Below are 25142 nucleotides of genomic sequence, written 5' to 3' on the forward strand. Positions count from 1 at the left end.
GAGTTATAGGATGAACCAATCGGTGCAGCCGCTCGAGAACCGGAACTTCACCGGTCCCCTCGGCGCCGCGCCCATCACGAACGTCCCCAGTTCGTCGACCGCCGCCGTCTCGTGGTCGCCGTTCGGTGTCACGAGGGTGATCGACTCCGCCGCCGGCATGAGCTGGCCGGTGATCCCCGCCGCGGACACCTCGACCTGCAGCATGACGCCGTCCGCGTCGAACACCAATTGCCGCGCTGTCGCCGTGGACCGCGCACGGGTGAAGAGCGTGTCGTCCAGCACCGAGTCGTACGACGTGATGAGCAGCAGTTCCTCGTCGATGTTCCGCCACGTGAACGCGGCCTTCGCCGCTTCGACGAACTCCGGCGGAACGTCCTCCTGAGGTGTGCTCAACGCGTCGCGCAAGGCGTCGAGCAGTACTTCGTCACTGTCCCAGTCGTGCCGCACCCAGCACACCTCCTCTCTTGACCGGCGACCCCAGGAAGGCGGCGATCGCAGGGGTTTTCCGCAACTTCTCCAGGCAACGTATCCGTGTGGGGCCGATGCTGCCGACCGGCATCGCGAGCTCCTCGCTCACGACCTGGTAGCTCGGCGGTGGGTCGGTCATCAACTTCGTCAGCAACCGCTTGCACTGGTCCGTGAGCTCGGCGAACCCGTCCCGCAGCGCCTGCCGCCGCTCCACCGCCAGTAGTTCCGCCTCCACGTCCGCGTCCACCTGCTCCGGCTCCAGCGCGTCGGACTCGGACAACGGGTCGTAGAGGTGCGTGCGCTGCTGCACGCGCAGCACGCGCAGGCACTCGTTGCGGGTGGTCGTCGTGATCCAGCCCGGCAGCGCCTCCGGCTCGCGCAGCCGTCCGATCTGCTCCACGAGCCGCAGCCACAGCGTCTGGTTCACGTCGGCCGCATCCGCGGGGCGCAGCCGGTGCTTGTAGATCACCGACACCACCAGCGGCGTGTAACGGTCCACGATCTCGTTCCACGCCGACTGGTCGCCCTCGGCCGCCGCGCTCACGAGCGCGGCGATCGGGGATGCAGAGGTCACGTCGACTCCTTGCGGTCACAACTGGCGGAGGCCGAGGTTGCTCCCCAGATACAACTATTTGACAAAAACTCCGTAGCCGGGGTGGAACTCCGGTCCGCTCAGCAGTTTGTCACGTGCCTGACCTGCGTCGACACCGTCGGCGACCATGGTGGCGGCGATCCGGCCCGTGACGAGCGGAGCGGCGAACGACGTGCCGTACCAGTACGCCCACAGCGCGAACGGCGTCGCGGAGGGCTCGCCGGGCAGCTGCCACTCGCCCTTGAGGTACGTGGACGCGCGGTTGCCGATCGCGCAGGCGTCGACCCAGTGGCCCCAGTTCGAGTAGAAGGCGGGCGCGAGGGAGCCGTCGCGCTCCTGCTGGGCGGCGGCGACGGCGGTGACCCCGCACAGCGCGGCGGGCCAGCTCGGCCGCTGGGTGCCCTGGTTGCCGGCCGAGGCGACCACGACGATGCCCCGCGGCAGCGCCTCGATGGTGCGCCGCAACGGTTCCGACGCGACGTCGTCCGCGGTGAAGCAGCCGAGCGACAGGTTGAGGATGTTGATCTTCTTCTTGCCCAGCTCGGTGATCTTGGCGCAGATCCGTTCCTCGTCGCCGAAGCCGTTCGGGTCGAGGCCCGCCTCCGGGTCGAACGTGACGCCGGGGGCCGCGTTCTGGATGACGCCCGCGACGAACGTGCCGTGGCCGCCCTGCAGCGCGAAGTTGTCGCCGCTGCTGTAGGCCGCGTCGACGTCGTCGGCCTCCTTGGCGTAGCGGCCGTCGAACCAGTCGGAGTGCTCGCCGCTCGCGTCGGCGGAGATGCCGGTGTCGATGATGCCGACGCGGACGTTCTTCAGCCGCTCGTCGGACTTGGGCGCGGAGACCGGGTCGGCGGGGTACGGGCGGTCGCCGGGGTTGCCCATGACGAGGCCGCCGTGCCCGACGACCACGTGGTGCGGCTGGACGAGCGGCACGCGCTCGTTCGGCCACGTCCGCTGGTCCCGCAGGAGACGGACGATGCGGGGAATGTCCTCCGCGTTGTTCGGCAACGTCAATCGCGCCAATCCGGCGAATCCTTCGCCGGGCCGGGCGACGATGTCGTTTTCTCGCAGCTTTTCGACCACGCGTTGTTGGTCTTCGGCTCCGACGAGCAGCTGGCCCGGTCGATAAAGGAATTCACGCCCGCGTTCGGCGTGGAAGCTGATGCTCTTGTCCTCGGCGATGAGCTGCAGGAAAGCTCTTTGGTAAAGCTCCGCGCTTTCTGACGGTTTCGACACCACGGCCTCACTAAAGCAGCGTTGACGGGCACCCCGACCGAGCTTGATCAAGCTACCACAGCGGATAAAGTGTCGCCGTGACCGATTTCTCCGCGGAGGACGCGCTGGAGGCCAGGCAGCGCAACCCGCGTGCGGCCGTGGAGATGGCCCGCGCGGTGCTCCGCAAGACGGAAGATCGCGCGGAATGGTCCATCGCCGAGCGCGCGATCGGCCTCGCGCTGCGCGAGATGCACGACTTCCCCGGCGCGGCGAGGCACCTCCGCCGTTCGATCAGGATCGCGACCGAGGCCGCGCTGCCCCGGTTGGCCGCGCTGGCGCAGATGAGCCTGGCGTGGGTGCTCGCGTACACCGGCCGCCAGAAACAGGCTCTGACGCTGCTCGACGACGCCATGCCCTCGCTGACGGGAGCGGACTCGGTGGCCGCGCTGATGCAGCGCGGCGTGGTCTTCCACTACCTCACGCGTTACGACGACGCGCAGCGCGACTACACCGCGGCCATCGCCGGAGCGCGCCGCGTGGGCGACCGGTTGGTCGAAGCGCGCGCTCTCAACAACCGGGGCCTCGTGCGCGCGTACGTGGGCAACATGCGGGAGGCGTCGGCGGATTTCGCTGTGGCCGCCTCGCTGCTGGGCGAACTGGGCCAGGAACTCGGCGTGGCGGACGTCAACTGGAACGCGGGCATCATGGCGACCCGGAGCGGTGACGTGCCGGCCGCGCTGTCGCTGTTCGACCGGGCCGACAGCGTCTACCGCCGCCTCGACGTGGTGCGTCCCGTGCTGCTGGTGAACCGCCTCGAACTGCTCGTCTCGGTGCCGCTGCTGGACGAGGCCCGTGCCGCGGCCGACCGCGCGATCACCGAGCTGAAGGAGCTGAAGAACCCCCTGGGAGTCTCGGAGGCCCTGTACTTCCGCGCCCGCATCGCCCTGCTGGACGACGACCCGTCCGCGGCCCGGTCGTTCGCCGCCGAGGCGCGCCGCCGCTTCCGCCGCGAGCAACGCCTGCTGTGGGCGGCCGGTGCCCGCTACTTGGAGCTGCACGCGGCCGTGCTGCGCGGCGACCGCTCCCGCCCGTTGCGGCTCGCCCTGTCCCGCGTCGCCTCCGAACTGGACGCGGTGGACTGGCGGCTGCCCGCCCTGGAGGCGCGCATCGACGCCGGCCTGGTGGCCGCCGACCTGGGCCACCGCAAGCGTGCCGTGGCCGAGCTCTCCCTCGCGGCCTCCGCGCGGCTGCGCGGTCCTGCGGGCCTGCGCGTGCGCGGTTGGTACGCGGAAGCGTTGCGACGCAAGCTCTCCGGTGACGTGCGGGGCACTTCGTCGGCGTTGCGGCGGGGGATCGGCCTGCTGGACGAGTACCGGGTGTCGCTGGGTGCCGCCGAACTCCGGGCCTCCGCCGGCGTGCAGGGCCAGGCCCTCGCGCTGGAAGGGCTTCGACTGGCGGTGGCCTCGGGGAACGCGGCGCGCGTCTTGTCGTGGACCGAGAGCTGGCGCGCCGGTGCCCTGCGGATGAAGTCCGTGTCGCCACCGGACGACCCCCGCCTGGAGGACGCACTGGCGTCCCTGCGCGCGGTCTCCGCGGACGTCGAAACCGCCGTGCTGGCCGGGAAACCGGCGGGTGCGCTGCGGGCGCGCCTGGTCCGCGCCGAGCAACGCGTCCGCGACCTGACGAGGCTGACGTCGGGCGAGGTCTCCGTCTTCAAGCCGCCGCCGGTCAGCTCTCTCGTGGAGGCACTGGGGCCGTCGGCGCTGATCGAGTTCGTGGAGTACGACGGCGAACTGATGGCCGTGGTCCTGGCCGGCGGGCGCGCTTCCCTGCACTCCCTGGGCGCCGTGGACGGCGTGGTGCGCGAGATCCGCCTGCTCCGCTTCGCCCTGCACCGCCTGGTGACCCTGCCTCCCCAGCTCCCGAACCTCGCTGTCGCCCGCTCGTCGGCGTCCCACGCGGCCGCCCTGCTGGCCCGCCGTCTGCTGGACCCGTTGTCCTCGCGCATCGACGACCGTCCGCTGGTGGTCGTGCCGACGGGAGCGCTGAACGGCCTGCCGTGGGCCGTCCTGAACCGCCAGGTGACCGTCGCCCCTTCGGCTTCGGTGTGGCTGCGCGCCTGTTCGGTCGCCGACGCCTCCGGCGAGGCCGTGCTGGCCGCCGGCCCGCGGATGGCCGCCGCCCCCGCCGAGATCAAGGCGATCAGCGCCCACGTGCCCGGCCGGGTCCTGGTCGACGCGGAAGCGACCGTGAGCGCCGTCGCGTCCGCAATGGACGGTGCCGCTCTGGCCCACATCGCCGCGCACGGCTCGTTCCGCGTCGACAACCCGCTGTTCTCGGCGCTGGAGCTGGCCGACGGGCCGTTGACCGTCTACGACATCGAACGCCTGCGCCGCCCGCCCACGCAGGTCGTGCTGTCGGCGTGCGACACGGGCCAGTCCGCCGTGCGTCCCGGCGACGAGTTGATGGGGTTCACGGCGGCGCTGCTGGGGTTGGGCACGCGGACGTTGATCGCGCCGGTCGTTCCCGTTCCGACCGACGGCACCGCTCCGGTGATGGTGGAGCTGCACCGGAAGCTGGCGGCGGGGATGGCGCCGGCCGAGGCCCTGGCCGAGGTGCAACGGGCCGCTGCCGACGACGCCGGCTACGCGGCGGCCGTCGGCTTCGTCTGCTTCGGCGCTGGTTAGGTCACTTCGGCGGAGGTGTCTTGTAGAGCTGCAGCGCGCTCTGCCCGGCGCACCCGAACTCGCCGGGCCGGGTCTGCACGCGCGGCGGATACCACGCGGCGACGGTCCCGTCGGCGAGCCGCACGCCGTTGAGGCACGAACCACCGCCCGCGGCGATGACGCCCACGTTGCCGTCCTTGACGAACGCGTCGAGGCGGGGCTCGGCCCAGGGGAGCCTGGTCCGCTCGTCCACCGGCATCGGCGGGAGCTTCGCGCGCAACGCCGCGAGCACCTCGTCGGGCGTGGGAGCGGGAGGCAGCGCGGCGAGGATCGTCTCGAAGGCGGCGAGGTAGTTCTCGGGAACGCCGGTGCGCTGGGCGGGTGGTGGGGTGATCGGCCTGGCGCCCGCGGGGCAGGCAACTCGGTCCGGGCCGCCCTCGGCGACGCCATAGTGGTTGAAGTCGGCGCGGTAGCAGGCCGTCACCGGGTCCACCTCCCAGAGCCGCCACGGCTGCTGGGACTCGGAAGTGCCGGGGTGGTGGACACGGAACAGGAGACTGGCGTGCACCTTCTGCGGGTCGTCGGTCGGGCTGTCGGTGACCTCGAGCACGGCGAAGTACTTCGGGTCGGTGGTGCCCTCCAGGGCGGCGCGAGCGTAGGCGTTGCCGTCGGTGCCGCGCGGGTGGCCGATGCGCGTCGCGATCCGTTCGGCCATCTCGTCGGTGGTGCTGTCGCCGTCCGGTCTGCTGACGACGTACGCGGTCACGCCGAGCGCGACCACGAGCAGGACGATGAGCCCGACCCCCCAGGTCTTCATGCCGCTGACGCTAGCGGTGCGCCCGGCGGGAGCGCGCGAGTAGATGTACTCAAGTCATTCCAGAACGATGGCGTTTCGCTTATCGTTGCTCGCCATGACGACGAGGTCGTGGTGGGGCTGGGGCAACGAGGAAGACGCCGTCACCCCGGAGGAACGCCGTGCGCTGGTCGACCGGGTCCGGGCGGTGCTGCCGGACGCGGACCTGACGTTCCACGAGGCACCCGATCCCGCCACCCTCGACGTGCCCGCGTCGAGGATCGAACCGCGTGCGCTGTTCTCCACCGACCCGGTCGACCGCCTCGCGCACGCCCGCGGTCAGGCCTACCGCGACGTCACGCGCAACCTCGCCGGCGAGGTCGGGCAGGTGCCGGACGCGGTCGCCCGGCCGCGCACCGAGCAGGACGTCGTGGACGTGCTGGACTGGTGTGCGAGCAACGACGTGTCGGTGATCCCCTTCGGTGGCGGCACTTCCGTCGTGGGCGGGGTGGAGCCGCGCGACCTGGGCCGGGTGGTGACGCTGGACCTGCAGCACCTCGACCAGGTGCTGGAGGTCGATCCGACGAGCAGGGCCGCGCGCATCCAGGCCGGGGTGCTCGGGCCGTCGCTCGAACAGCAGTTGAAGCCGCACGGGCTGACGTTGCGCCACTTCCCGCAGTCGTTCGAGTTCTCGACGCTCGGCGGGTGGCTCGCGACGCGTGCGGGCGGGCACTACGCGACGCTCTACACGCACGTCGACGACCTGACCGAGTCGCTCAGAGTCGTGACGCCGCAGGGGATCAGCGAGTCGCGCAGGCTGCCGGGGTCGGGTGCCGGGCCGTCGCCGGACCGGCTGTTCCTGGGGTCCGAGGGCGCATTGGGCGTGATCACCGAGGCGTGGATGCGGCTGCAGGAGCCGCCGAGGCACCGTGCGGGCGCGTCGGTGCGGTTCGCGTCGTGGGAACGGGCCGTCGAGGCGACGCGGCTGATCGCGCAGTCCGGGCTGCACCCCGCGAACTGCCGGCTGCTCGACCCGGCGGAGGCGTTCCTCAACGCGGGGTCGCCGAGTTCCGTGCTGGTGCTGGCCTTCGAGTCCGCCGACCACCCCGTCGACGCGCTGCTCGCCCGTGCGCTCGAACTCTGCGGTGACGGCGAGGTGGTCGAGGGCGCGGCGCAGCGGTGGCGGAAGTCGTTCCTGCGCATGCCTTACCAGCGCGATGCGATGGCGCAGCACGCGATGATCACCGAGACGTTCGAGACGGCCTGCACCTGGGACCGCTTCGCCGAACTGCACGCGAACGTCACGGCGGCGGCGACCGAGGCGCTGAGGCAGGTGTGCGGCATCGGCATCGTCACGTGCCGCTTCACCCACGTCTACCCGGACGGCCCCGCGCCCTACTACGGCATCTACGCGCCCGGCCGCTGGGGCGGCCTCACCGCGCAGTGGGACGAGATCAAGGCCGCCGTGTCGGAAGCGCTCATCACGTCCGGCGGCACGATCACGCACCACCACGCCGTCGGCCGCGACCACATGCCGTGGTACGCGCGCCAACGGCCGGACGTCTTCGGCGCGGCCCTGTCCGGTGCCAAGGCCGCGCTGGACCCCCGGGGCCTGCTCAACCCCGGAGTCCTCACCACACGATCGACCTGAGGATCAGCGCCGCGATGAACACCACCGTGAACGCCAGGTCCAGTCCGAACCCGCCGAACCGCAGGGGCGGCAACACGCGGCGCACCGGCGACAGCACGGGCTCGGTGACGGCGTGCGTCACGCGCCGCACCTTCCACACCCACTCGCCGCGCGCCTGCAGCGTGACCGCCCAGTCCACGATCATCCGGCCGATCATCACGAGGATGAACAGCGTCAACACCCAGCCGACGATCCAGCCGATCAAGCCGAACAACTCGGGCCTCCTAATGTCCTGTATGTCCATCAAGCCACACGAAACTGAGAGGCGCCTGACAACTCGCTGAGACAGTATTCAGCGCATGGCGTACGACGAGGGCCTGGCGCAGCGCCTGGGCGAGTCGCTGGGCGACCTCCCGGACCTGGGCACGAGGAAGATGTTCGGCAGCCTCGTGTTCATGTGGCGGGGAAACATGCTGGTCGGAGCCCTGGGCTCGGACCTGATAGCGCGGGTCGGCCCGGAGGCGCAGGCCGACGCGCTGGCGCAGCCGGGCGCCCGCGTCTTCGACTTCACCGGACGGCCGATGAACGGCTGGGTGGTCGTCGACGGGGAGGCGGTGGCGGAGGACGAGGCGCTGCAGGAGTGGATCGCGCGGTGCCGCGAGTTCGTGGAAGCGCTGCCGCCGAAGTGAGCCTGGTGGACGAGGTCCGGGAGGCGCTGGACGGGTGGCGCGGCATCACGGCGACCGAGGCGCTCGGCGGGGTGGTGTTCGAGTGGGACGGTGACCCGCTCGTCGGTGTGGTCGGCGACGAACTGGTCATGCGCGTGGAGGGCGGTGGCTGGGCCACCGCGAAGGGCGACCTCGGCGATGTGCTGGAACGGTCGGCCGAGGTCGTGCTCGACGAGTGCGTGGTGCGCTGGCACGGTGAGCTCCGCGCGGGCGGCATGCCCGCGTTCCGGGCCGTGCTCGCCCTGGTGCGGCACGACCCGGAACGCGAGGAGTTGCAACGCGTCCTGCTCGGCGTCGTCGACGGCACCGACCGCGACCTCGCCCAGCTCGCCGTCACGTGCCTGGGCCACGTCGGCAGGATCGACCGCGTGGTGCTGCCCGAGGTGGTGCCGAGGCTGCGGGCGCTTCTCGGCGACCCGCAGCTCGGCGGCAGGGCCGAGGACGCGCTGGGCGACATCGAGCACTTCGTGAAGTGACCGGTCAGAAGCGCACCAGCGGGCCTCCCGTGAAGAACTCGTAGACGAAGTTCACGAAGAAGAACCCGAAGAACACCACGTTGAGCACGAGGACCACGTGGTGTCACCACCGGGGCCGGGCGGGCCGCGGCAGCCGCGAGTTCAGGTACATCAACGCGAACGGGAACATCAGCGCGCCCAGGTTCGACATGTTCGCCGAGATCTGCACCAGTTCCACGGGCAGCGCGAGGTGCAGCGCGCCGGCGATGATCGCCAGCACCAGCAGCATGAACGGTAGTAGAAGCGGCGCGGGTCGTCCTCGATCCGGCGGCGCAGCCGGGGTGAGACGGCGTGCATCGCGTCGGTGAAGTTGCGCACCAGCGCCTCGAAGATGCCCAGCTGCGTGGAGAACAGGACGAGCACACCGACCACGAGCATCAGGTAGAACATGCCCTGGCCGTAGAGCAGGCCGAGCTGTTCGGCGGAGGACGTCGGCACGTTCGCCGCCGTCGGTTGCTGCCCGGAGACCGCGACCACGTGCGCCATCAGCACGGTCGGGAGCAGCATGCCGAGCATCGCGCCGACGAAGAACACCGCCCACTGGTCGATCAGCAGCAGCCGGTACCAGCGGCGCCACAACGACGCGTTGGCCGGGGTGTCCACAAAGGTCACGCCCACCGGACGCAGTTCCTGCTTGCCGCCGCGCAGGCCCGCGATGAACCCGACGTGGTGGCCCATGCCGTAGTCCTTGTCGCGGTAGTGGCTCATGGCGTACCAGTTGAGACCGGACGCCAGCGCGGTGAAGCCCGCCAGACCGCCGAGCTGGGTCGCCGTGATGCCCTCGGGAGGCGCGGCCGGGGTGACGAGGCCGCGGACTCCCTCCGACCACACGGAGAACGGCACGACGGCGACCGTCACCACGATCAGCACCAGCAGCAGCGCGCCGACGAGCACCCAGTTCGTCAACTCCAGCGCGCGGGAGACCTTGCGGGCTCCCGCGGTGATCAGGAAGACGACGACGAGCAGGCCGATCGCCAGCAGCCGCACCCACTCGATCTCGTCGGGGCGGTAGCCGCGGCCCGCTATCAGGGCGAAGAGCCCCTGTCCGGCGCCCGCCGCCCAGCCGCCGAAGATGAACGCGAAGCAGAACACCGCGAGGGACACCGGGACCCAGAACTTCCAGCCCGGCGGCACGCGGCCCCGGCCGACGACCGGGGTCTCGCCCGTCGCCACGACGTAGCGGGCGATCTCCACGTTGTAGAACGTCTGCAGCAACGCCGACACGGTGATCACCCAGCCGATGCCGACGAAGCCGAACCTGCCGACCGCCTGCGGGCCGAGCAACCACTCGCCGCTGCCGATCGAGATGCCGAGCGCGATGAGGCTCGGGCCGATCACGAGCTGGACCACCTGGACAGGCCCGAGCTTGCGGACCTCGAACACCTTCTCCGGTTCCGGCAGGTCCGCGAGATCCGACGGCGGCCTGCTCACTCCGATCTGCACCGACGACACTGTCGACCTCCCGACGCGTCGGGGAAGGGAATCCACCACTTTCCCGACGTACCGGGCACCCGGTCAGCACCTGGTGCGGGACAACCGACTTTCGGACGTGTCGAGCGGTGGACCCGCTACGTAGCGTCCCCTCCGAATTCCTAGGAGGGGAACGAAAGTGCGAAGAGTTCTGGTGGGAGCAGCGGCGCTCGCGCTCGTCACGGCGGGCATGGCCGCGCCGGCCACCGCGACACCGCCCGCGCAGCTCGAAAAGCAGGAGACGCGGCAGTCCGACGAGCAGCCGCACGAGCTCGAGGTGAAGCGCCGCGCGTTGAAGCAGCAGGCGCTCGCCGACGTGCTCACCGGTCAGGTCACGACGGAGAAGCGGGGGACCAGCACCGTCGCGAAGGTCGGCAAGAAGCAGAGCAAGGACCAGTACGTCGAGCTGAAGCGCGAGAAGACCGACAAGATCTTCGTGATCCTGGCGGAGTTCGGGAACGAGCGGCACCCCGACTACCCCGACCGCGACACGAACCCCGCGACGCCGGGGCCGCAGCGGTTCGACGGGCCGACGCACAACCAGATCCCCGCGCCGGACCGGGCCGTCGACAACACGACCATCTGGCACGAGGACTTCAGCCGCCAGTACTTCCAGGACCTCTACTTCAGCCGAAAGAAGGACGCCAACTCCGTCGCGAACTTCTACGACAAGCAGTCGTCCGGCCGGTACACGGTCAACGGCACCGTCACGGACTGGGTGAAGGTCAGGTACAACGAGGCGCGCTACGGCCGCAGCAACGGCTTCCCCTGCAACGACAACATCTGCAACAACTCGCGTGAGCTCGTCAAGGACGCCGTCACGCAGTGGGTCGCGGACCAGCAGGCCGCGGGCAAGACCACCGCGCAGATCAAGGCGTCGCTCGCCGAGTACGACGTGTGGGACCGCTACGACTACGACTCCGATGGCGACTTCAACGAGCCCGACGGGTACGTCGACCACTTCCAGATCGTGCACGCCGGCGGTGACCAGGCCGACGGGGACGCGTTGCAGGGCGAGGACGCGCTCTGGAGCCACCGCGGTTACGCGTTCAAGAACTACACGTCCGGTCCCGGCACCAACAAGCTCGGCGGCGCGCAGATCGGCGACACCGGCCTCTGGGTCGGCGACTACACCGTGCAGCCCGAGAACGGCGGCGTCAGCGTCTTCGCGCACGAGTTCGGCCACGACCTCGGCCTGCCGGACCACTACGACACCAACGGCGGCGCGAACGGCGTCAACTGGTGGTCGATCATGGCCCAGAACCGGGTCAACGCGCCCGGCGAGGCGCCCGGTGAGCGCGCCAACGAGTTCTCCGCCTGGGACAAGCTGCAGCTCGGCTGGCTCGACTACGAGGTCGCCGTCGCCGGTCAGGAACGCGTCTTCGACCTCGGCCCGCACGAGTACAACAGCGCCAAGGCGCAGGGGCTCGTGGTCGTGCTGCCGGACATCTCGAAGGACTTCGACTACGGCGCCCCGTTCGCGGGCGGCAAGATGTGGTGGAGCGAGAAGGGCAACGACCTCGACCACTCCATGACCGCGCCGCTCGACCTGCGCGGCAAGACCACCGCGTCGCTCACGCTGAAGGCGCGCTTCGACGTCGAGCCCGACTACGACTACCTCTACGTCGAAGCGTCCAACGAGGACGGCAGCTGGACCCAGCTCGACGGCACGGCGGGTGGTCAGCCGTTCGCCCGCGACTCCGGGAACTCGACCGCGATCAGCAGCTCGTCGAACGGCCAGTGGGTCGACGTGAACGTGCCGCTGGACGCGTACGCCGGCAAGAACACCAAGCTGCGCTTCGCCTACCGCACCGACGGGGCGCTGGCGCCGCAGGGCTTCTTCGCCGACCAGATCACGGTGACCGCGGACGGCGCCCCGGTGCTGACCGACGGCGGCGAGACGGCGGGCGTGTGGACCACGCGCGGCTTCCGCACGACCGAGGGCAAGGAGACGAAGGCGTTCGACCAGTTCTACATCGCCTCGAACCGCACCTACGAGTCGTACGGCAAGTACAACAGGACGGGCCCGTACCGCTTCAGCTTCCCGGACCGGCCCGACCTCGTGGAGCACTTCCCCTACCAGGACGGCCTGCTGGTGTCGTTGTGGAACACGAGCTTCCTCGACAACAACGTGAGCGAGCACCCCGGTGAGGGCCTGATCCTGCCGATCGACGCCAACCCGGCCCCGCTCTACAACATCGAGGGCCAGCGCTGGTCGACGTCCGTCAGCGGCTACGACGCGCCGTTCGGCCTGCAGAAGTCGGACTCCTTCACGTTGCACGTCAACGGCAAGGCGTCCTACGTCCGCGGTTCGGCGGCCCAGCCGACGTTCGACGACACGAAGCAGTACTGGTTCGCCGAGCAGCCGAACGCGGGAGTGAAGCTGCCCGCCGTCGGCGTCGGCCTCAAGGTGCTGCGGCAGTCCGGCACGTCGATGACGGTGAAGTTGTTCAAGACGAAGTAGCGTCAACGGCATGACTTCCGCTGACGACATGCTGGCCGTCGCCGTCGAGGAGGCGCGGACGGGACTCGCCGAGGGCGGGATCCCGATCGGCGCGGCGCTCTTCGACGGCGACGGCCGTCTGCTGGGCCGGGGCCACAACCGCCGGGTGCAGGACGACGACGCCTCGATGCACGCGGAGACCTCGGCCTTCCGCAACGCCGGGCGGCAACGGAGCTACCGCGGCACCACCATGGTCACGACGCTGTCGCCGTGCTGGTACTGCAGCGGCCTGGTCCGCCAGTTCGGCATCTCGAACGTGCTGATCGGGGAGGCCACCACGTTCCACGGCGGCCACGACTGGCTGGCGGAGAACGGCGTCGGCGTCACCGTGGTCGAGGACCCGGCGCTGGTCGAGTTGATGACGACGTTCATCGCGGCCAGCCCCGAGCTCTGGTACGAGGACATCGGCCAGGACTAGCGTCGAACCCATGGCAGCTGTGCTGATCGCCGGGGACCTCGATCAGGAGACGGCCCGCTTGCTCGAGCGGGCGGGCCACAGCGTCCACCTGCTCGCCGAGCCCTCGGCACAGGCCGTGGACGAACTGGACGTGCTGGTCACCACCGCGGCCCTCGCGCCGGAGACGTTCGAGGCCAAGGTCGCGGGCCTGGCCGAGGTCCTGCAGCGCTATCTGCCGGCCCTCGAACGGTCCGCGGCCCCGGTCGTGGTGAACGTCAGCGACGCGGACCTCCTGACCAGGGCGGCCGCCACCGTCGTCACGGCGCAGTACGCGAGGGCGTTCCCGCACGTGCGGATCAACGCCGCCGAGCAGGACGCCGCGACGATCGCGAGGCTGGCCGGGATCGGGCCGGACGGGCCGAACGGCGGCTACTTCGCCCCGGAGTAGCGCGCGACGGCGTCCTCCAGCGAGCCCAGGATCGTGAACACGGTGTCGAGCCCGGTCGCCTCGATCGGGCGCAGGGCCGCGCGGCCGGACGCCACCACCACGAACTCCACGCCGGCCCTGGAGGCGCGCTGCTGGCCCAGCACCAGGGCCTCGAGGCCCGCCGAGCCCAGGAAGCGGACGCCTTCGAGATCCACCAGCACGGCCCGCAGGCCTTGCACGACGTGCGTCTCCAAGGGGCCGGTGAGCTCACCGCTGGAGGTCGTGTCGAGTTCGCCGGACACGTGCAGCACGACGACGTCGGACGCGATCCGGTCTACGGCCACGGAGGCCAGAGCGGTGGGGTCGGGCACGCTGTCTCCCTTCAAAGCATCAGCACCCAACGTTAACCCGCCCCTGGGTGAGCGACCAACGGCCCCTCAGCGAGCTGCGACCGGCCTGCTGCGACGCGTGCACGTGCCGGGTCAGGCGGGCGTGCAGCTCGTGGCACGCGGTGAAGCCGAGGCGGACGTCCTCCGGCGGGCACTGGACGGGCAGCAGCTGCGCGAACGGGTCACCGCCGATGGTGTCGACCGCCGACAGGAAACCGACGAGCGCGCCGACCAGCCGCTGGTGCAGGCCGAACAGCGACAGCGCGTTCACCAGGGCGAGGGTGGGCGCGGGCATGTCGTCGACGAGGGCACTGGGGTCCAGGTCGCGCAGCGTCACGGTGAACAGCACCGAATGGGTGCGTTCGGACCGCGTGCCGTACGCGTCGCCGTGGATGTCGCGCAGCACCGACCTCATCTCGCGGCGCGGCTGCCAGAACGCGTGGTGCCTGCGCAACTCCGCGAGGCCCTCCTCGGACAACGGGGCGGGCGAGGTCACCTCGGTCAGCGACCGCAGCTCCTTCTCCCAGCGGGCTTCGAGGGCCGCGTGGAACTGGGCCAGCGCGGGGTGCTCCTCCCAGCCGGCGGCGACGTCGTCGAACCCGTGCGTCCGCAGTTCGTAGCAGATCCACAGCGACAGCTGGAGGTCGTCGTCGAGCCAGGCCTCCCTGGTGCCGCCGCTGGCGAGCAGTGCGGGCCGGGGCAGTGGCGGTTGGCGCAGCGCCGTGACCAGGGCGGAGCTCATGTGGCCGCGGGGAGCGGGCAGGCGCATCAGGTTTCCTCACGCGTTCGGGCGATCAGCATGTCCACAAGGGACTCGGGGTCCGGGGAGCGTCGTTGCCGAGCGGCACCGCTGCCGTTGTGGCGCAACCAGTCCAACTGCTGCTCCACAGTAGACAGAGTGCCACGATCGCGCAGCGCGACCTCGACGTGCTCAACGAGCGACACTGCCCGGTCGAACGCGGGGGAGAGTTTTCCGGTGTGTGGATCGGCGGCCAGTCCGTCGACCCCGTCGCGCGACGCCCGCCAATATGCCGCCCGCAGCACGGAATCGTCCACCCGTCCTTCGGAGGGTTCCGTCACGACGAGCGCCCCGATCAGCTCGGCGAGGACCGCGACTTCCGTTGCCAGCTGGGGGATGTCGGCGACGCGCACCTCGACGGTCGGATGATCCTCCGACGGTCGGACGTCCCAGTAGACCATCGCCTTGTCCAGCAGGGCCTGCGTCGCGATGAGCGCGTCGACCGTGCCGTCGTACTGCTCGGGGCCGTCCCACTCCGGCGGCGGGCCGCTCACCGGCCAGCGCGACCAGACCATCGACCGCCAGCTGGCGTAGCCGGTGTCCTCCCCCTCGTAGTAGGGCGAGTTCGCGCTCAGCGCGAGCAGGGTCGGCAGCCACACCCGGATCTTGTTGGACGCCCGCAGCGCCTCCGCCCTGTCCGGCACGCCGACGTGGACGTGCAGCCCGCACGCGCCCTTCCCGACGACGAGCCGGCGGTGCGAGTACTCGATCTGGTGATAGCGGGGGTCGTCCGAGCCGGGTGGCGGACCGGCCTCGCCGATCGGCGGCATGCCCGTCGCCACGAGCCGGCACCCGGCCTCGTCCGCGGCGTCCACGAGCACCCGGCGCCCGCGCCGCACCTGCTCGTCGAGCTCGGCGAAGGAGGAGGTGACGCCGGTGGCGACCTCGATCTGGAACGGCGTCAGCTCGCCCTGGACGTCGAGGTCACCGGGCGCGCGGGAGATCTCCCGCACCCGTGGCGCCAGTGCCACCGGCCGCCGCGAGTCGGGATCGACGAGGAGGAACTCCTGTTCCACACCGACCGTGTAGTTATTCATCGGCGAGCGGGTACCCGCGTCTCGTGCTGATCAATCTCGGAGTGACCACATGAGACTGCGCCGCAGCGACCCGGCGGGTCCGGGCTGGACCCGCCGCCGCCAGGGCAAGGGCTTCCGCTACACCGACGCGAAGGGGCAGACGCTCACCGCGGACGACGTCACGCGGGTGAAAGCCCTGGTCATCCCGCCCGCGTGGCGGGAGGTGTGGATCTCCCCGCACCCCACCGGGCACATCCAGGCCGTCGGGTACGACGACGCCGGACGGCGCCAGTACCTCTACCACGAGCAGTGGCGCGTTCAGCGGGACGCGGAGAAGTTCGACCGGGTGCTGAAGCTCGCGCCGAAGCTCGGGAAGTTCCGCGAGCAGGTCGCGCGGGACATGAAGGCGCGCGGCCGCACGAGGTTGCTCGCCGTCGCGCTGCGCCTGCTGGACCGCGGCATCTTCCGCGTCGGGCACGAGCAGTACGTGGAGGAGAACGGCACGCACGGCGTCGCCACCCTGCTCTGCGAGCACCTCTCGGTGCGCGGCAGCCGGGTCCGGTTCCACTTCCCGGCCAAGTCCGGCGTCGAGGTCGACCAGGAGATCACCGATCCCGAGCTCGCCAGGGCGCTGAAGTCGCTCCTGCGCGGCAAGACGCCGGACTGCCGCGTCTTCGAGATCACCGCGGACGACGTCAACGAGCGCTTCCGCGAGCTGGTCGGCGACGAGTTCAGCGTGAAGGACCTGCGCACCTGGCGCGCGACGGTGTTCGCGGCGGAGTTCTTCGCGGCGGAGCTGGCCAGGCGAGGCAAGCCGTCGCAGCGCGCGATCAGCGCGGTCATGAAGGAGGTCGCCGCCGAACTGGGCAACACACCCGCTGTGACGCGGAAGTCCTATGTGGATCCACGACTGGTCGAGGCCTTCGAACAGGGTCGTGTGATCGGCGGGGGAGACCCGGAACGGGCCGTGCGCAAGCTGCTCAGGCAGGCTTGAGCGCGGCCCGGTCGCACTGGCGGCACCACGCGGCACCCTGCGCGGACGCCAGTGCGGCGAAGCCCGCGATGAAGTGCAGCGCGTTGCTGCCGGGGTTCACGTTCAGGAAGTTCACGACCTCGTCGTCGTAGCGGGCGAGGCCCAGCCCGAACATCACCAGGAACAGCACCGCCACCAGCAGCGCCGTCCCGCTCAACGCCCGCAGGCGGGGAGCGGCGAGCAGGAGCGCGGCGCCGAAGACCAGGTGGATGACGTTCTGCAGCGGGTTCACGCGCAGACCGAGGACCCAGGTCTCCGACTCGCCCGCGAACGACGAGAATCCGGTCACGAAGAAGCCACCGACGCCCCAGAGCACGAGCAGGGCGCCGGTGCCGACCGCCAGCTTCTGGGGCCACCGCAACCGGTTCATGAGGTCAGTATCGCCAGAACCGGACATTCCCGCTCGCCCATGTCACTCCTCTGCCAGCAAATCGTGCCGCAGCTGCTCCAGTGACTTGGTGAGCAGCCTCGACACGTGCATCTGGGAGACCCCCACGCGGCGGGCGATCTCGGTCTGGGTGAGCCGGCCGAAGAACCGGAGGACCACGATGGTCCGCTCACGCCGGGGGAGGCCCCGCAGCATCGGCTGCAGGGCCTCGTGGATCTCGACGCCCTCCAGTGCGGGGTCGTCGACGGTGGAGCTCTCCAGCGAGTCGAGAGGGGCGAACGCGATGTTCTTCTCGATGCGCAGGCCCTCGTAGACGTCGGTGAGCGGCACCCCGAGGTGCCGGGCGATCTCGGAGGGAGTGGGAGACCGCCCGGTGCGGTGCGACAGTTCGGCGGTGGCGCCGTCGATGGCGTCGCACAGCTCTTTCAACCTCCGGGGTACGCGCACCGCCCAGCACTGGTCGCGGAAGTGGCGCCGCACCTCGCCGGTGATCGTCGGCACGGCGTAGGACAGGAAGTCCGTCTGCCGGCCGACGTCGAACCGGTCGATCGCGTTGATCAGGCCCACGGCGGCCACCTGCGCCAGGTCTTCCATGGGCTCACCGCGCTCGCTGAAGCGACGGGCGATGTGCCGGGCGAGCGGGAGGTACTCGCGCACCAGCCGGTCCCGCATCACGTGGTAGCGAGGCGAGTCACGGGCGGTGCGGGCGAGTTCCTCGAACGCCGCGTGCTGGTCCGGCGTCAACGCGCACCGCGATCAGACCTGAGGGGGCGGCGTCACGTCGCCGCGCCACGCGCCGGTCTCGGAGCCGCGGTTCTCGATGAACTCCTTGAACCGCTTGAGGTCACCCTCGATCCGGTGGCCGACCACGCCGAGCGCGGTGCCCGCCTTCTCGGTGAGCGTCTCCGGCTCGTAGTCCATCTGGAGGTGGACCCGCGTGGTCTCGTTGTCGATCCGGTGGAAGGTGACCACACCCGCCTGCGTCGGCCCGTCGACCGTGGTCCAGGCGACGCGCTCGTCGGGGTGCTGCTCGGTGATCTCCGCGTCGAACTCGCGGACGACGCCACCGATCTTCGTGGTCCAGTGCGTCTTGGTCGGCGTGATCTGGTCGATCTTCTCGACGCCGTCCATGAACGCCGGGAAGGATTCGAACTGGGTCCACTGGTTGTACGCCGTGCTCACAGGCACCTGGACGTCCACCGACTTCTCAATGGTGGTCACGAAACCTCCTCCTTCGATTGGTGTCGACACGTGAGTACCCGTGTCACGCCCTGTTACACATCGGCAACGAGTCCGATGTGGACGGTCACGCAGAGTGCTGAACCACTTGCGATCTGCGCATCACGAAATCGCCCACAGTGGTCAAACTGCTCTGTGATCCACGTCTCAAGAGCTGCATACTGCTCGGTATGTCAGGGGCCCCTAGGAGGCGCTGGTGCTCGAGGCGAACAACCTTGAGGTTGTCTACGACGACGTGATGCTGGTGCTCCGGGGCGTGAGCCTGCAGGTGCCCCAGGGCAAGGTCGTTGCCCTGCTCGGAGCCAACGGAGCTGGGAAAACGACGTTGATGAGGGCCTTCAGCGGCCTGCTCGACGTGCACGACGGCAAGGTCACGAAGGGCTCGATCACCCTCGACGGTGAACCGATCCACCGCCTCCCACCGGCACGGATCGCCGAGCGCGGGATCAAACAGGCGCTGGAGGGCCGCAGGATCCTGGCCGAGCTGACCGTCGAGGAGAACCTCAAGGTGGGAGGTCACGCGAGACCCAAACGGCTCAGGCAGAACCTGGACCGTTGTTACGAACTGTTCCCACGGCTGTTGGAAAGGCGAAGACAGAGCGCGGGCTACCTGTCCGGCGGTGAGCAGCAGATGCTCTCGATCGGGCGGGCGCTGATGTCGGAGCCGTCCTACCTGCTGCTGGACGAACCCAGCCTCGGCCTCGCGCCGTTGCTCGTGCAGCAGATCCGCGACCTCGTCGTGAAGATCAACGAACAGGGCACCACGGTCCTGCTGGTCGAGCAGAACGCCAGCATGGCGCTGTCCATCGCCGACCACGGCTACGTGCTCGAGACCGGCAAGGTCGTCATGGACAAACCGGCGCGGGCGCTGCTCGCCGACGACGACATCCGCGAGTTCTACCTCGGTCTCGGCACCTCGTCGTTCCGTGCGGTCAAGCACTACAAGCGCAGGAAGCGGTGGCTGTCATGAGCGTTCTCGAGGTCACCGAGGTGCGGCTCGCGTTCGACGGCGTGGTGGCCGTCGACAACGTCTCGTTCAGCGTCGAGGAGGGGGAGCTCTTCGCCATCATCGGCCCGAACGGCGCCGGCAAGACGTCCATCTTCAACGTCCTGAGCGGCGTCTACCGGCCGCAGCGCGGGACCGTGCGGTTCCACGGCACCGACCTGGTCGGCAAGCGGCCGCACCGCATCGCCGCGCAGGGCATGGCCCGCACGTTCCAGAACATCGAGCTGTTCTCGCACCTCACCGTCGTCGACAACCTCATGCTGGGCCGCCACAACCACATGCGGTACGGCGCGCTGTCGGCGTTCTTCTGGCTCGGCAGGGCCCGCACCGAGGAGTTGGCGAACAGGGCCGCGGTCGAGGAGGTCATCGACTTCCTGGAACTGGAGCAGTGGCGCCGGTTCCCGGTCGGCCTGCTGCCCTACGGCGTGCAGAAGCGCGTCGAGCTGGGCAGGGCGCTCGCGATGGAGCCGAAGCTGCTCCTGCTGGACGAGCCGGTCGCGGGCATGAACGTCGAGGAGACCGAGGACATGGCGCGGTTCATCCTCGACGTCCGCGAGGAACTGAACATCCCGATGATCATGGTGGAGCACGACATGGGCCTCGTGATGGACCTCGCCGACCGCGTGATGGTCATGGACTTCGGCCGCCCGATCCGCACCGGCACGCCCGCGGAGGTGCAGCAGGACCCCGACGTCATCCGGGCCTACCTCGGCGAGCAGCACAAGAGCGTGACGCCATGACCACCACCACCGTCGTCACCCGTGTGAAAGACCGCGCCGAGAGCACACCAGACCAGATCGCGTTGCGTGCCAAGGACTTCGGCATCTGGCAGGAGGTCAGCTGGGCCGCTTACTGGTCCAACGTCGAACTGGTCGGGCACGCGTTGCTCGCACTGGGGCTCCAGCCCGGCGAACGGGTCGCGATCCACTCCGAGAACCGCCGCGAGTGGCTCTACGCCGACCTCGGCATCGTCGCCGCCCGCGGCATCACGGTCGGGCTCTACCCGACGAACCCGGCGTCCGAGGTCGCCTACCTCCTGTCGCACTCGGGTGCGCGGATCCTCATCGCGGAAGACCAGGAGCAGGTCGACAAGGCGTTGCTGGTCCTGGAGGACACGCCCGACCTGGAGTGGATCGTCTACGTCGAGCCGCGCGGCGTCAAAGGCCGGTACGACAACCCGAAACTCCTGGCCTGGGAGGACTTCCTGGCGTTGGGAGCGGCTCATCGCGACGAGTTCGGCGGCGAGCTCGCGGACCGCATGGCGGCCACCGAGCCCGGTGACGTCATGACGCTGATCTACACCTCCGGCACCACCGGGCCGCCCAAGGGGGCGATGCTCACCGTGGCGAACGTCGAGTTCGCCGTCCACGTGCTGGTGGAGGGCGGCGGTTTCACTTCGCCGCCGCCGTCCTCCGCCGACGTCACGCTGTCCTACCTGCCGTTGTGCCACGTCGCCGAACGGATCTTCACGACGTGGTTCAGCGCGGCCAGCGGCGTGCAGGTGCACTTCGCCGAGTCGATCGAGACGGTGCAGGCGAACCTGCGCGAGGTGCAGCCGACGATCCTGTTCGGCGTCCCGCGCATCTGGGAGAAGGTGCTGGCGGGCGTCAAGATCGGCGTCTCCAGCGCGTCCTGGGTCAAGCGCACGACGACGCAGTTCTGGCTCCGGCGCGCCGAAGCCATCGGCGAGACCCTGGTGAGGACCGGTGGCAAGCACACCGGGCAGAGCCGGATGCTCTACGCGCTGGGCTGGCTCTTCTGCTTCCGCGCGCTCAAGGCCCGCATCGGCATGCGGTACGTCCGGTACGCGGCCTCGGGGGCCGCGCCCATCGCCCCGGACGTGCTGAAGTTCTTCATGGGCATCGGGGTGCCGATGCACGAGGTCTACGGCATGACCGAGAACACCGCCGTGGCCACGGGGAACCGGCCGGGACGGGTCAGGCTCGGCACGGTCGGCGAACCGCAGCCCGGCACCGAGCTCCGGATCGACGAGGAGACCGGCGAGATCCTCACGAAGCACGGCGGCACGTTCGCGGGCTACTGGCAGGACCCCGAGTCCACCCAACGGGTCCTCAGCGACGGCTGGTTGCACACCGGTGACGTCGGCGAGTGGGTCGACGGCACGCACGTGAAGATCACCGACCGGATGAAGGACATCATCATCACCGCGGGCGGCAAGAACATCGCGCCGTCGGAGCTCGAGAACGCGCTCAAGACCTCCCCGTACATCAAGGAGGCCGTCGTCATCGGCGACCAGCGGGCGTACCTGGTGGCGTTGATCGGCATCGAGTACGAGACGGTCGGCCACTGGGCGCAGCAGCGCCGCATCACCTACACCACCTACCGGGACCTGTCGGAGAAGCCCGAGGTCCTGGAACTGGTGCAGGGGATCGTGACCGAGGTGAACGGGAAGTTCGCGCAGGTCGAGCAGATCAAGAAGTTCCGCATGTTCCCCAAGGAGCTCGACCACGAGGACGGCGAGCTGACCGCGACGCAGAAGGTCAAGAGATCCGCGCTGGGCAAGATGTTCGACGACCTCGTGGAGTCCATGTATGGATGAGTTCCTGCAGTCGTTGATCCGAGGCCTCGGCACCGGGTCGATCTACTCGCTGCTCGCGCTCGGCTTCGTGATCATCTACAAGTCGACGCAGGTGATCAGCTTCGCACAGCCGGCGTTCATGCTGGCCGGAGCGGTGCTGGTCTCGTACCTCTCGCCCGCGGTGTCGTTCGTCGGCGCGGTCGTCGTGGCCGCCGTGGTGATCGCGGTGCTGGCGCTGGGCGTCGAACGCACGGTGCTGCGGCCGATGGTCGGCAAACCGGTGTTCGTCGTCGCGATCATCACCATCGGCGTGGACGTCGTGGTCAGGGTCGTGACGAACGCGTTCATCGGCCTCGACGTGCGGCAGGTCGGCGACCCGTGGGGCCTGAACACGGTGAGCTTCCTCGGCGCCGAGGTGCAGGAGCGGTACCTCGTGATGATCGCGACGACCGCGGTCGTGACGGCGTTGCTGTTCCTGTTCTTCCGCTACTCCCGGATCGGGCTCGCCATGCGGGCCGTGGCCTACGACCAGGAGGTCGCGCTGGCGCAGGGGGTCTCGGTCGGGTCGGTGTTCGCGCTGTCGTGGGCACTGGCGGGCGGGCTCGCCGCACTGGCCGGCGTGTTCGTCGCGACGGGCGCCGGTGTCGACCAGCAGCTCTGGATCGTGGCGCTGAAAGCATTGCCCGCCATCATCATCGGCGGCCTGGAGTCGCTGGGCGGCGCCGTGGTCGGCGGGCTCACGGTCGGGGTCGTGGAGTCGCTCTTCGGCACCTACCAGAACGACTTCGCCCCGTGGCTCGGCCCGAACTTCGGGCTGGTCGCGCCGTACGCGTTGATGTTGCTCGTTCTGCTCGTCAGACCGTACGGACTGTTCGGCAAGCGGGAGGTGGAACGCCTGTGAAGGGTCGTCCTGAGCTGTACACCTCCTACGGGCAGGACATGGCGTTCCTGAACACGCGTCCCAAACGCGCGTGGTCGGGCGGCCTGCTCGTGATCGCCCTGCTGATGCCGTTCCTCATCACCGACGACCTGCTGCAACTGCTCGCGACCGGGTTCGTGGCGGCGATCGGCGCGATCGGGCTGAACATCGTCACGGGGTACGCGGGCCAGGTCTCGCTGGGCCACGCGTTCTTCCTGGCGATCGGCGCGTACACGGCGGCGGCGCTGTCCGGACCCGAGACCGGGCGGGTGATCGGGTTCGGCATCACGTCGCTGCCGGTCTGGCTGCTGGCCTCGGGGCTGGTGGCCGCGCTCTTCGGCGTCCTGGTGGCGCCGGTGGCGGTGCGGTTGCGGGGTCTCTACCTCGCGATCGTGACGCTCGGACTGGTCTTCCTGGGAGAGCACGTGTTCCGGGAGTGGACGTCGCTGACCGGCGGGCCCGGTGTCGGGCGACCGGCCGCGATCCCCGAGCTGTTCGGGGTGCGGCTCGACCAGGACAACGCCGTGTTCACGGCGGCACAGATGCTCTACCTGCTCATGTTCGTCCTGCTCGTGATCTTCGGTGTGCTGGCGCGCAACCTCGTGCGCTCGCGGGTCGGGCGCGCGTTCGCGGCGGTGCGGGACCGGGACCTGGCCGCGTCGGTGATCGGCGTCGACCTGACGAGGTACAAGGTCCTGGCGTTCGCGGTGTCCTCGTTCTACGCGGGCGTCGCGGGCGCGTTGTTGTTCGTGGTGAACGGGTTCTTCGATCCGGGCTCGTTCAACCTGCTGTTGTCAGTGCAGTACATCGCGATGGTGCTCATCGGCGGCGCGGGCACCATCTCCGGAGCGGTCATGGGAGCGCTCTTCATCACTCTGCTGCCACGCATCACCAGGGAACTGCCCGCGGTGCTGCCGTTCATCAGCGGTGACGCGACCGGAGTCGTCACGGTCTTCCAGGTGGAGGCCGTGCTCTACGGCGTGCTCATCATCGTGTTCCTCATCGTCGAGCCACGCGGGTTGTTCGGCATCTGGGTCCGCGTCCGCAACTACTGGCGCACCTGGCCGTTCTCGTACTGAGGAGAGAATCTCCATGTCTGGTAAGAGATCTGCTGTCATATTCGTCGGAGTGCTGCTCCTCGCCTCCTGCCGTGGTGGCGATTCCGCCGCACCGCAGGAGGGCGCGGGCGGCATCAAGGTCGACGTCGGCGTCACGTCCGAGGCGTGCCCCGAGGCCAAGGACAAGTCCAAGGGCTGCATCTACCTCGGCACCATCTCGGACCTCACCGAGGGCCCGTTCAAGACGCTCGCCGTGCCGATCACGGACGCGCAGAAGGCGTTCTGGAAGCGCGTCAACGACAAGGGCGGCATCGGCGGCTACGAGATCGACGTCACCAAGTACGTCAAGGACAACAAGTACAACCCGCAGATCCACAACCAGGTCTACCAGGAGATCAAGGGCAACGTCCTGGCGCTGACCCAGACCCTGGGCTCGCCGACGACCGCCGCGATCCTGCCGGACATGAAGAACACGAAGATGGTCGCGGTCCCGGCCTCCTGGACCTCGCTGTGGGGCTTCGAGGACGGCGTGCTCGAGTCCGGCGCGAACTACTGCGTCGAGTCGATGAACGCGGTCGACCACGGCGTCGAGAAGATGGGCGTGAAGTCCGTGATGGCCGTGCACAACCCCGGCGACTACGGCGACGACGCGGCGGCCGGCGCGAAGATCGCGGCCGAGAAGCGCGGACTGACGTTCGAGAACGTGACCACCACGCCCGGCCAGGACAACCAGGGCGGCGCGATCGACGCCGTGGTGTCGAAGAAGCCGGACCTCGTGATCCTCACGACCGGGCCGACCGACGCGGCCGTGATCATCGGTCAGGCCGCGGCCCGCGGTTTCACCGGCAGGTTCATCGGCACCTCGCCGACGTGGAATCCCGGTCTGCTGAAGTCGCCGGCCGCGCCCGCGATCAAGGCGCTGTACATGCAGTCGGCGCCGTGGAAGTCGTGGAGCACCGAGTCCGTCGGCCACACCGCGTTGCGCGCGGCACTGCCCGGCGTGACGCCGAACGACGGCTACACCGCGGGCTGGGTGTGGGCGTACCCGCTGAAGGCCGCACTGGAGAAGGCCGCGGCGAACAAGGACCTGACACGCGCCGGAGTGCTCGCCGCTGTGAAGCAGCTCACGTCCGTGGACTACGAGGGCATGCTTCCTTCGGGTGCAGGTAATTTCTCCGCTTCGCCCCAGGACGCCCTGTTCCGTCAGAGCACCCTCTACAAGCCGGACGACGCCTCTCCCACCGGAGTGACGCTGGTGGAGGACTTCTTCACCGGTTCGACGGCCAAGGACTTCAAGTTCGAGAAGCCCTGTTACCAGTGATCCGAACGGGTGACACTCGACGCTGAAACCC

The 25142-nt window shown here is 69.5% G+C and carries 27 protein-coding genes; 15 read left to right on the top strand and 12 right to left on the bottom strand.

All coding sequences use genetic code 11. The features are described from left to right. Positions 1-3 precede the first annotated feature (3 nt). The 3 genes from ND450_RS43095 to ND450_RS43105 are packed head-to-tail and all read right to left on the bottom strand — an operon-like array spanning position 4 to position 1993. Positions 4-447, bottom strand: coding sequence for a hypothetical protein (locus ND450_RS43095; protein ID WP_253323703.1), 444 nt, complete (start codon positions 445-447; stop codon positions 4-6). Next, the gene (locus ND450_RS43100; RefSeq protein ID WP_253323704.1) at positions 425-1042 is read right to left on the bottom strand and encodes an RNA polymerase sigma factor; all 618 of its coding nucleotides are present in this window, start codon (positions 1040-1042) and stop codon (positions 425-427) included. Before ND450_RS43100 ends, ND450_RS43095 begins: the two co-directional genes overlap by 23 nt. Positions 1043-1096: 54 nt before the next feature. Further along, positions 1097-1993 carry a S8 family serine peptidase gene (locus ND450_RS43105; RefSeq protein ID WP_253323705.1) on the bottom strand — a complete coding sequence of 299 codons (897 nt, stop codon included), beginning with the start codon at positions 1991-1993 and terminating at the stop codon, positions 1097-1099. Here ND450_RS43105 and ND450_RS43110 point away from each other — a divergent pair. Next, entirely contained in the window at positions 1955-2284 is a 330-nt protein-coding gene (locus ND450_RS43110) for a hypothetical protein (RefSeq protein ID WP_253323706.1), read from the top strand. The two genes, ND450_RS43105 and ND450_RS43110, sit on opposite strands and share 39 nt — an antisense overlap. An 89-nt stretch (positions 2285-2373) precedes the next feature. Continuing rightward, on the top strand, positions 2374-4962 hold the full coding sequence (locus ND450_RS43115; RefSeq protein WP_253323707.1) for a CHAT domain-containing protein: 2589 nt from the start codon (positions 2374-2376) through the stop codon (positions 4960-4962). A gap of 1 nt (position 4963) precedes the next feature. On the opposite strand, the gene ND450_RS43120 is transcribed toward ND450_RS43115, so the two are convergent. Then, positions 4964-5758: a hypothetical protein gene (locus ND450_RS43120; RefSeq protein WP_253323708.1), complete on the bottom strand. Its 795-nt coding sequence runs from the start codon at positions 5756-5758 to the stop codon at positions 4964-4966. Between the two features lie 94 nt (positions 5759-5852). Between ND450_RS43120 and ND450_RS43125 the strand changes: the two genes are divergently transcribed. Further along, positions 5853-7385 (top strand): FAD-binding oxidoreductase, encoded by a 1533-nt coding sequence (locus ND450_RS43125; RefSeq protein ID WP_253323709.1) that lies wholly within the window; start codon positions 5853-5855, stop codon positions 7383-7385. Here the strand turns inward: ND450_RS43125 and ND450_RS43130 are convergent. Then, positions 7366-7638: a YggT family protein gene (locus tag ND450_RS43130; RefSeq protein ID WP_253323710.1), complete on the bottom strand. Its 273-nt coding sequence runs from the start codon at positions 7636-7638 to the stop codon at positions 7366-7368. The two genes, ND450_RS43125 and ND450_RS43130, sit on opposite strands and share 20 nt — an antisense overlap. A gap of 85 nt (positions 7639-7723) precedes the next feature. Between ND450_RS43130 and ND450_RS43135 the strand changes: the two genes are divergently transcribed. Both ND450_RS43135 and ND450_RS43140 read left to right on the top strand, forming a co-directional pair. Beyond that, complete coding sequence (locus ND450_RS43135) at positions 7724-8053, top strand: TfoX/Sxy family protein (protein WP_253323711.1); 330 nt, start codon at positions 7724-7726, stop codon at positions 8051-8053. Between the two features lie 5 nt (positions 8054-8058). Next, on the top strand, positions 8059-8568 hold the full coding sequence (locus ND450_RS43140) for a hypothetical protein (RefSeq protein ID WP_253323712.1): 510 nt from the start codon (positions 8059-8061) through the stop codon (positions 8566-8568). A gap of 168 nt (positions 8569-8736) precedes the next feature. On the opposite strand, the gene ND450_RS43145 is transcribed toward ND450_RS43140, so the two are convergent. Further along, a complete protein-coding gene (locus ND450_RS43145; protein WP_253323713.1) occupies positions 8737-10050 on the bottom strand; it encodes an Nramp family divalent metal transporter in 1314 nt (437 codons plus the stop codon). 166 nt (positions 10051-10216) lie between these two features. On the opposite strand from ND450_RS43145, the gene ND450_RS43150 reads away from it, so the two are divergent. From ND450_RS43150 to ND450_RS43160, 3 genes are read left to right on the top strand one after another with little or no spacing between them, the layout of a single operon-like run. Further along, the gene (locus ND450_RS43150) at positions 10217-12541 is read left to right on the top strand and encodes an immune inhibitor A domain-containing protein (RefSeq protein WP_253323714.1); all 2325 of its coding nucleotides are present in this window, start codon (positions 10217-10219) and stop codon (positions 12539-12541) included. A gap of 10 nt (positions 12542-12551) precedes the next feature. Then, a complete protein-coding gene (locus tag ND450_RS43155) occupies positions 12552-12998 on the top strand; it encodes a nucleoside deaminase (protein WP_253323715.1) in 447 nt (148 codons plus the stop codon). A 10-nt stretch (positions 12999-13008) separates the two neighbouring features. Next, the gene (locus ND450_RS43160; protein WP_253323716.1) at positions 13009-13425 is read left to right on the top strand and encodes a hypothetical protein; all 417 of its coding nucleotides are present in this window, start codon (positions 13009-13011) and stop codon (positions 13423-13425) included. Here ND450_RS43160 and ND450_RS43165 read toward each other — a convergent pair. From ND450_RS43165 to ND450_RS43175, 3 genes are read right to left on the bottom strand one after another with little or no spacing between them, the layout of a single operon-like run. Further along, positions 13407-13775, bottom strand: coding sequence for an STAS domain-containing protein (locus tag ND450_RS43165; RefSeq protein WP_253323717.1), 369 nt, complete (start codon positions 13773-13775; stop codon positions 13407-13409). The genes ND450_RS43160 and ND450_RS43165 overlap by 19 nt on opposite strands. A gap of 19 nt (positions 13776-13794) precedes the next feature. Continuing rightward, positions 13795-14562: an iron-containing redox enzyme family protein gene (locus ND450_RS43170; protein WP_253323718.1), complete on the bottom strand. Its 768-nt coding sequence runs from the start codon at positions 14560-14562 to the stop codon at positions 13795-13797. Continuing rightward, a complete protein-coding gene (locus ND450_RS43175; protein WP_089914021.1) occupies positions 14562-15629 on the bottom strand; it encodes a glutamate--cysteine ligase in 1068 nt (355 codons plus the stop codon). The genes ND450_RS43170 and ND450_RS43175 overlap by 1 nt, the downstream gene beginning before the upstream one ends. Positions 15630-15678: 49 nt before the next feature. Here ND450_RS43175 and ND450_RS43180 point away from each other — a divergent pair, with 49 nt between their 5' ends. Continuing rightward, a complete protein-coding gene (locus ND450_RS43180) occupies positions 15679-16602 on the top strand; it encodes a DNA topoisomerase IB (RefSeq protein ID WP_253323719.1) in 924 nt (307 codons plus the stop codon). Here the strand turns inward: ND450_RS43180 and ND450_RS43185 are convergent. From ND450_RS43185 to ND450_RS43195, 3 genes are read right to left on the bottom strand one after another with little or no spacing between them, the layout of a single operon-like run. Further along, positions 16589-17011, bottom strand: a complete 423-nt coding sequence (locus ND450_RS43185) for a DUF4383 domain-containing protein (RefSeq protein WP_253323720.1) — start codon at positions 17009-17011, stop codon at positions 16589-16591. The genes ND450_RS43180 and ND450_RS43185 overlap by 14 nt on opposite strands. Before the next feature lie 42 nt (positions 17012-17053). After that, entirely contained in the window at positions 17054-17773 is a 720-nt protein-coding gene (locus tag ND450_RS43190) for a SigB/SigF/SigG family RNA polymerase sigma factor (protein ID WP_245786043.1), read from the bottom strand. A gap of 12 nt (positions 17774-17785) precedes the next feature. Continuing rightward, entirely contained in the window at positions 17786-18250 is a 465-nt protein-coding gene (locus ND450_RS43195; protein WP_253323721.1) for an SRPBCC family protein, read from the bottom strand. A gap of 211 nt (positions 18251-18461) precedes the next feature. On the opposite strand from ND450_RS43195, the gene ND450_RS43200 reads away from it, so the two are divergent. The 6 genes from ND450_RS43200 to ND450_RS43225 are packed head-to-tail and all read left to right on the top strand — an operon-like array spanning position 18462 to position 25111. Then, entirely contained in the window at positions 18462-19238 is a 777-nt protein-coding gene (locus tag ND450_RS43200; protein WP_371927810.1) for an ABC transporter ATP-binding protein, read from the top strand. After that, a complete protein-coding gene (locus tag ND450_RS43205; protein ID WP_089914008.1) occupies positions 19235-20014 on the top strand; it encodes an ABC transporter ATP-binding protein in 780 nt (259 codons plus the stop codon). Before ND450_RS43200 ends, ND450_RS43205 begins: the two co-directional genes overlap by 4 nt. Next, entirely contained in the window at positions 20011-21834 is a 1824-nt protein-coding gene (locus ND450_RS43210; RefSeq protein ID WP_253323722.1) for a long-chain fatty acid--CoA ligase, read from the top strand. The genes ND450_RS43205 and ND450_RS43210 overlap by 4 nt, the downstream gene beginning before the upstream one ends. After that, the gene (locus ND450_RS43215) at positions 21827-22714 is read left to right on the top strand and encodes a branched-chain amino acid ABC transporter permease (protein ID WP_253323723.1); all 888 of its coding nucleotides are present in this window, start codon (positions 21827-21829) and stop codon (positions 22712-22714) included. The genes ND450_RS43210 and ND450_RS43215 overlap by 8 nt, the downstream gene beginning before the upstream one ends. Beyond that, on the top strand, positions 22711-23811 hold the full coding sequence (locus ND450_RS43220) for a branched-chain amino acid ABC transporter permease (RefSeq protein WP_253323724.1): 1101 nt from the start codon (positions 22711-22713) through the stop codon (positions 23809-23811). Before ND450_RS43215 ends, ND450_RS43220 begins: the two co-directional genes overlap by 4 nt. A gap of 49 nt (positions 23812-23860) precedes the next feature. Further along, positions 23861-25111 (top strand): ABC transporter substrate-binding protein, encoded by a 1251-nt coding sequence (locus ND450_RS43225; RefSeq protein WP_253323725.1) that lies wholly within the window; start codon positions 23861-23863, stop codon positions 25109-25111. The last annotated feature ends 31 nt before the right edge of the window (positions 25112-25142 follow it).

The sequence above is a fragment of the Lentzea sp. HUAS12 genome (assembly GCF_024125735.1).
GTDB lineage: Bacteria > Actinomycetota > Actinomycetes > Mycobacteriales > Pseudonocardiaceae > Lentzea > Lentzea albida.

Coding starts and splice junctions, on each gene's coding strand:
- ND450_RS43205 (WP_089914008.1), top strand. CDS start 19,235: ATGAGCGTTCTCGAGGTCACCGAGGTGCGGCTCGCGTTCGACGGCGTG.
- ND450_RS43135 (WP_253323711.1), top strand. CDS start 7,724: ATGGCGTACGACGAGGGCCTGGCGCAGCGCCTGGGCGAGTCGCTGGGC.
- ND450_RS43170 (WP_253323718.1), bottom strand. CDS start 14,562: ATGCGCCTGCCCGCTCCCCGCGGCCACATGAGCTCCGCCCTGGTCACG.
- ND450_RS43185 (WP_253323720.1), bottom strand. CDS start 17,011: ATGAACCGGTTGCGGTGGCCCCAGAAGCTGGCGGTCGGCACCGGCGCC.
- ND450_RS43215 (WP_253323723.1), top strand. CDS start 21,827: ATGGATGAGTTCCTGCAGTCGTTGATCCGAGGCCTCGGCACCGGGTCG.
- ND450_RS43125 (WP_253323709.1), top strand. CDS start 5,853: ATGACGACGAGGTCGTGGTGGGGCTGGGGCAACGAGGAAGACGCCGTC.
- ND450_RS43210 (WP_253323722.1), top strand. CDS start 20,011: ATGACCACCACCACCGTCGTCACCCGTGTGAAAGACCGCGCCGAGAGC.
- ND450_RS43180 (WP_253323719.1), top strand. CDS start 15,679: ATGAGACTGCGCCGCAGCGACCCGGCGGGTCCGGGCTGGACCCGCCGC.
- ND450_RS43160 (WP_253323716.1), top strand. CDS start 13,009: ATGGCAGCTGTGCTGATCGCCGGGGACCTCGATCAGGAGACGGCCCGC.
- ND450_RS43155 (WP_253323715.1), top strand. CDS start 12,552: ATGACTTCCGCTGACGACATGCTGGCCGTCGCCGTCGAGGAGGCGCGG.
- ND450_RS43175 (WP_089914021.1), bottom strand. CDS start 15,629: ATGAATAACTACACGGTCGGTGTGGAACAGGAGTTCCTCCTCGTCGAT.
- ND450_RS43120 (WP_253323708.1), bottom strand. CDS start 5,758: ATGAAGACCTGGGGGGTCGGGCTCATCGTCCTGCTCGTGGTCGCGCTC.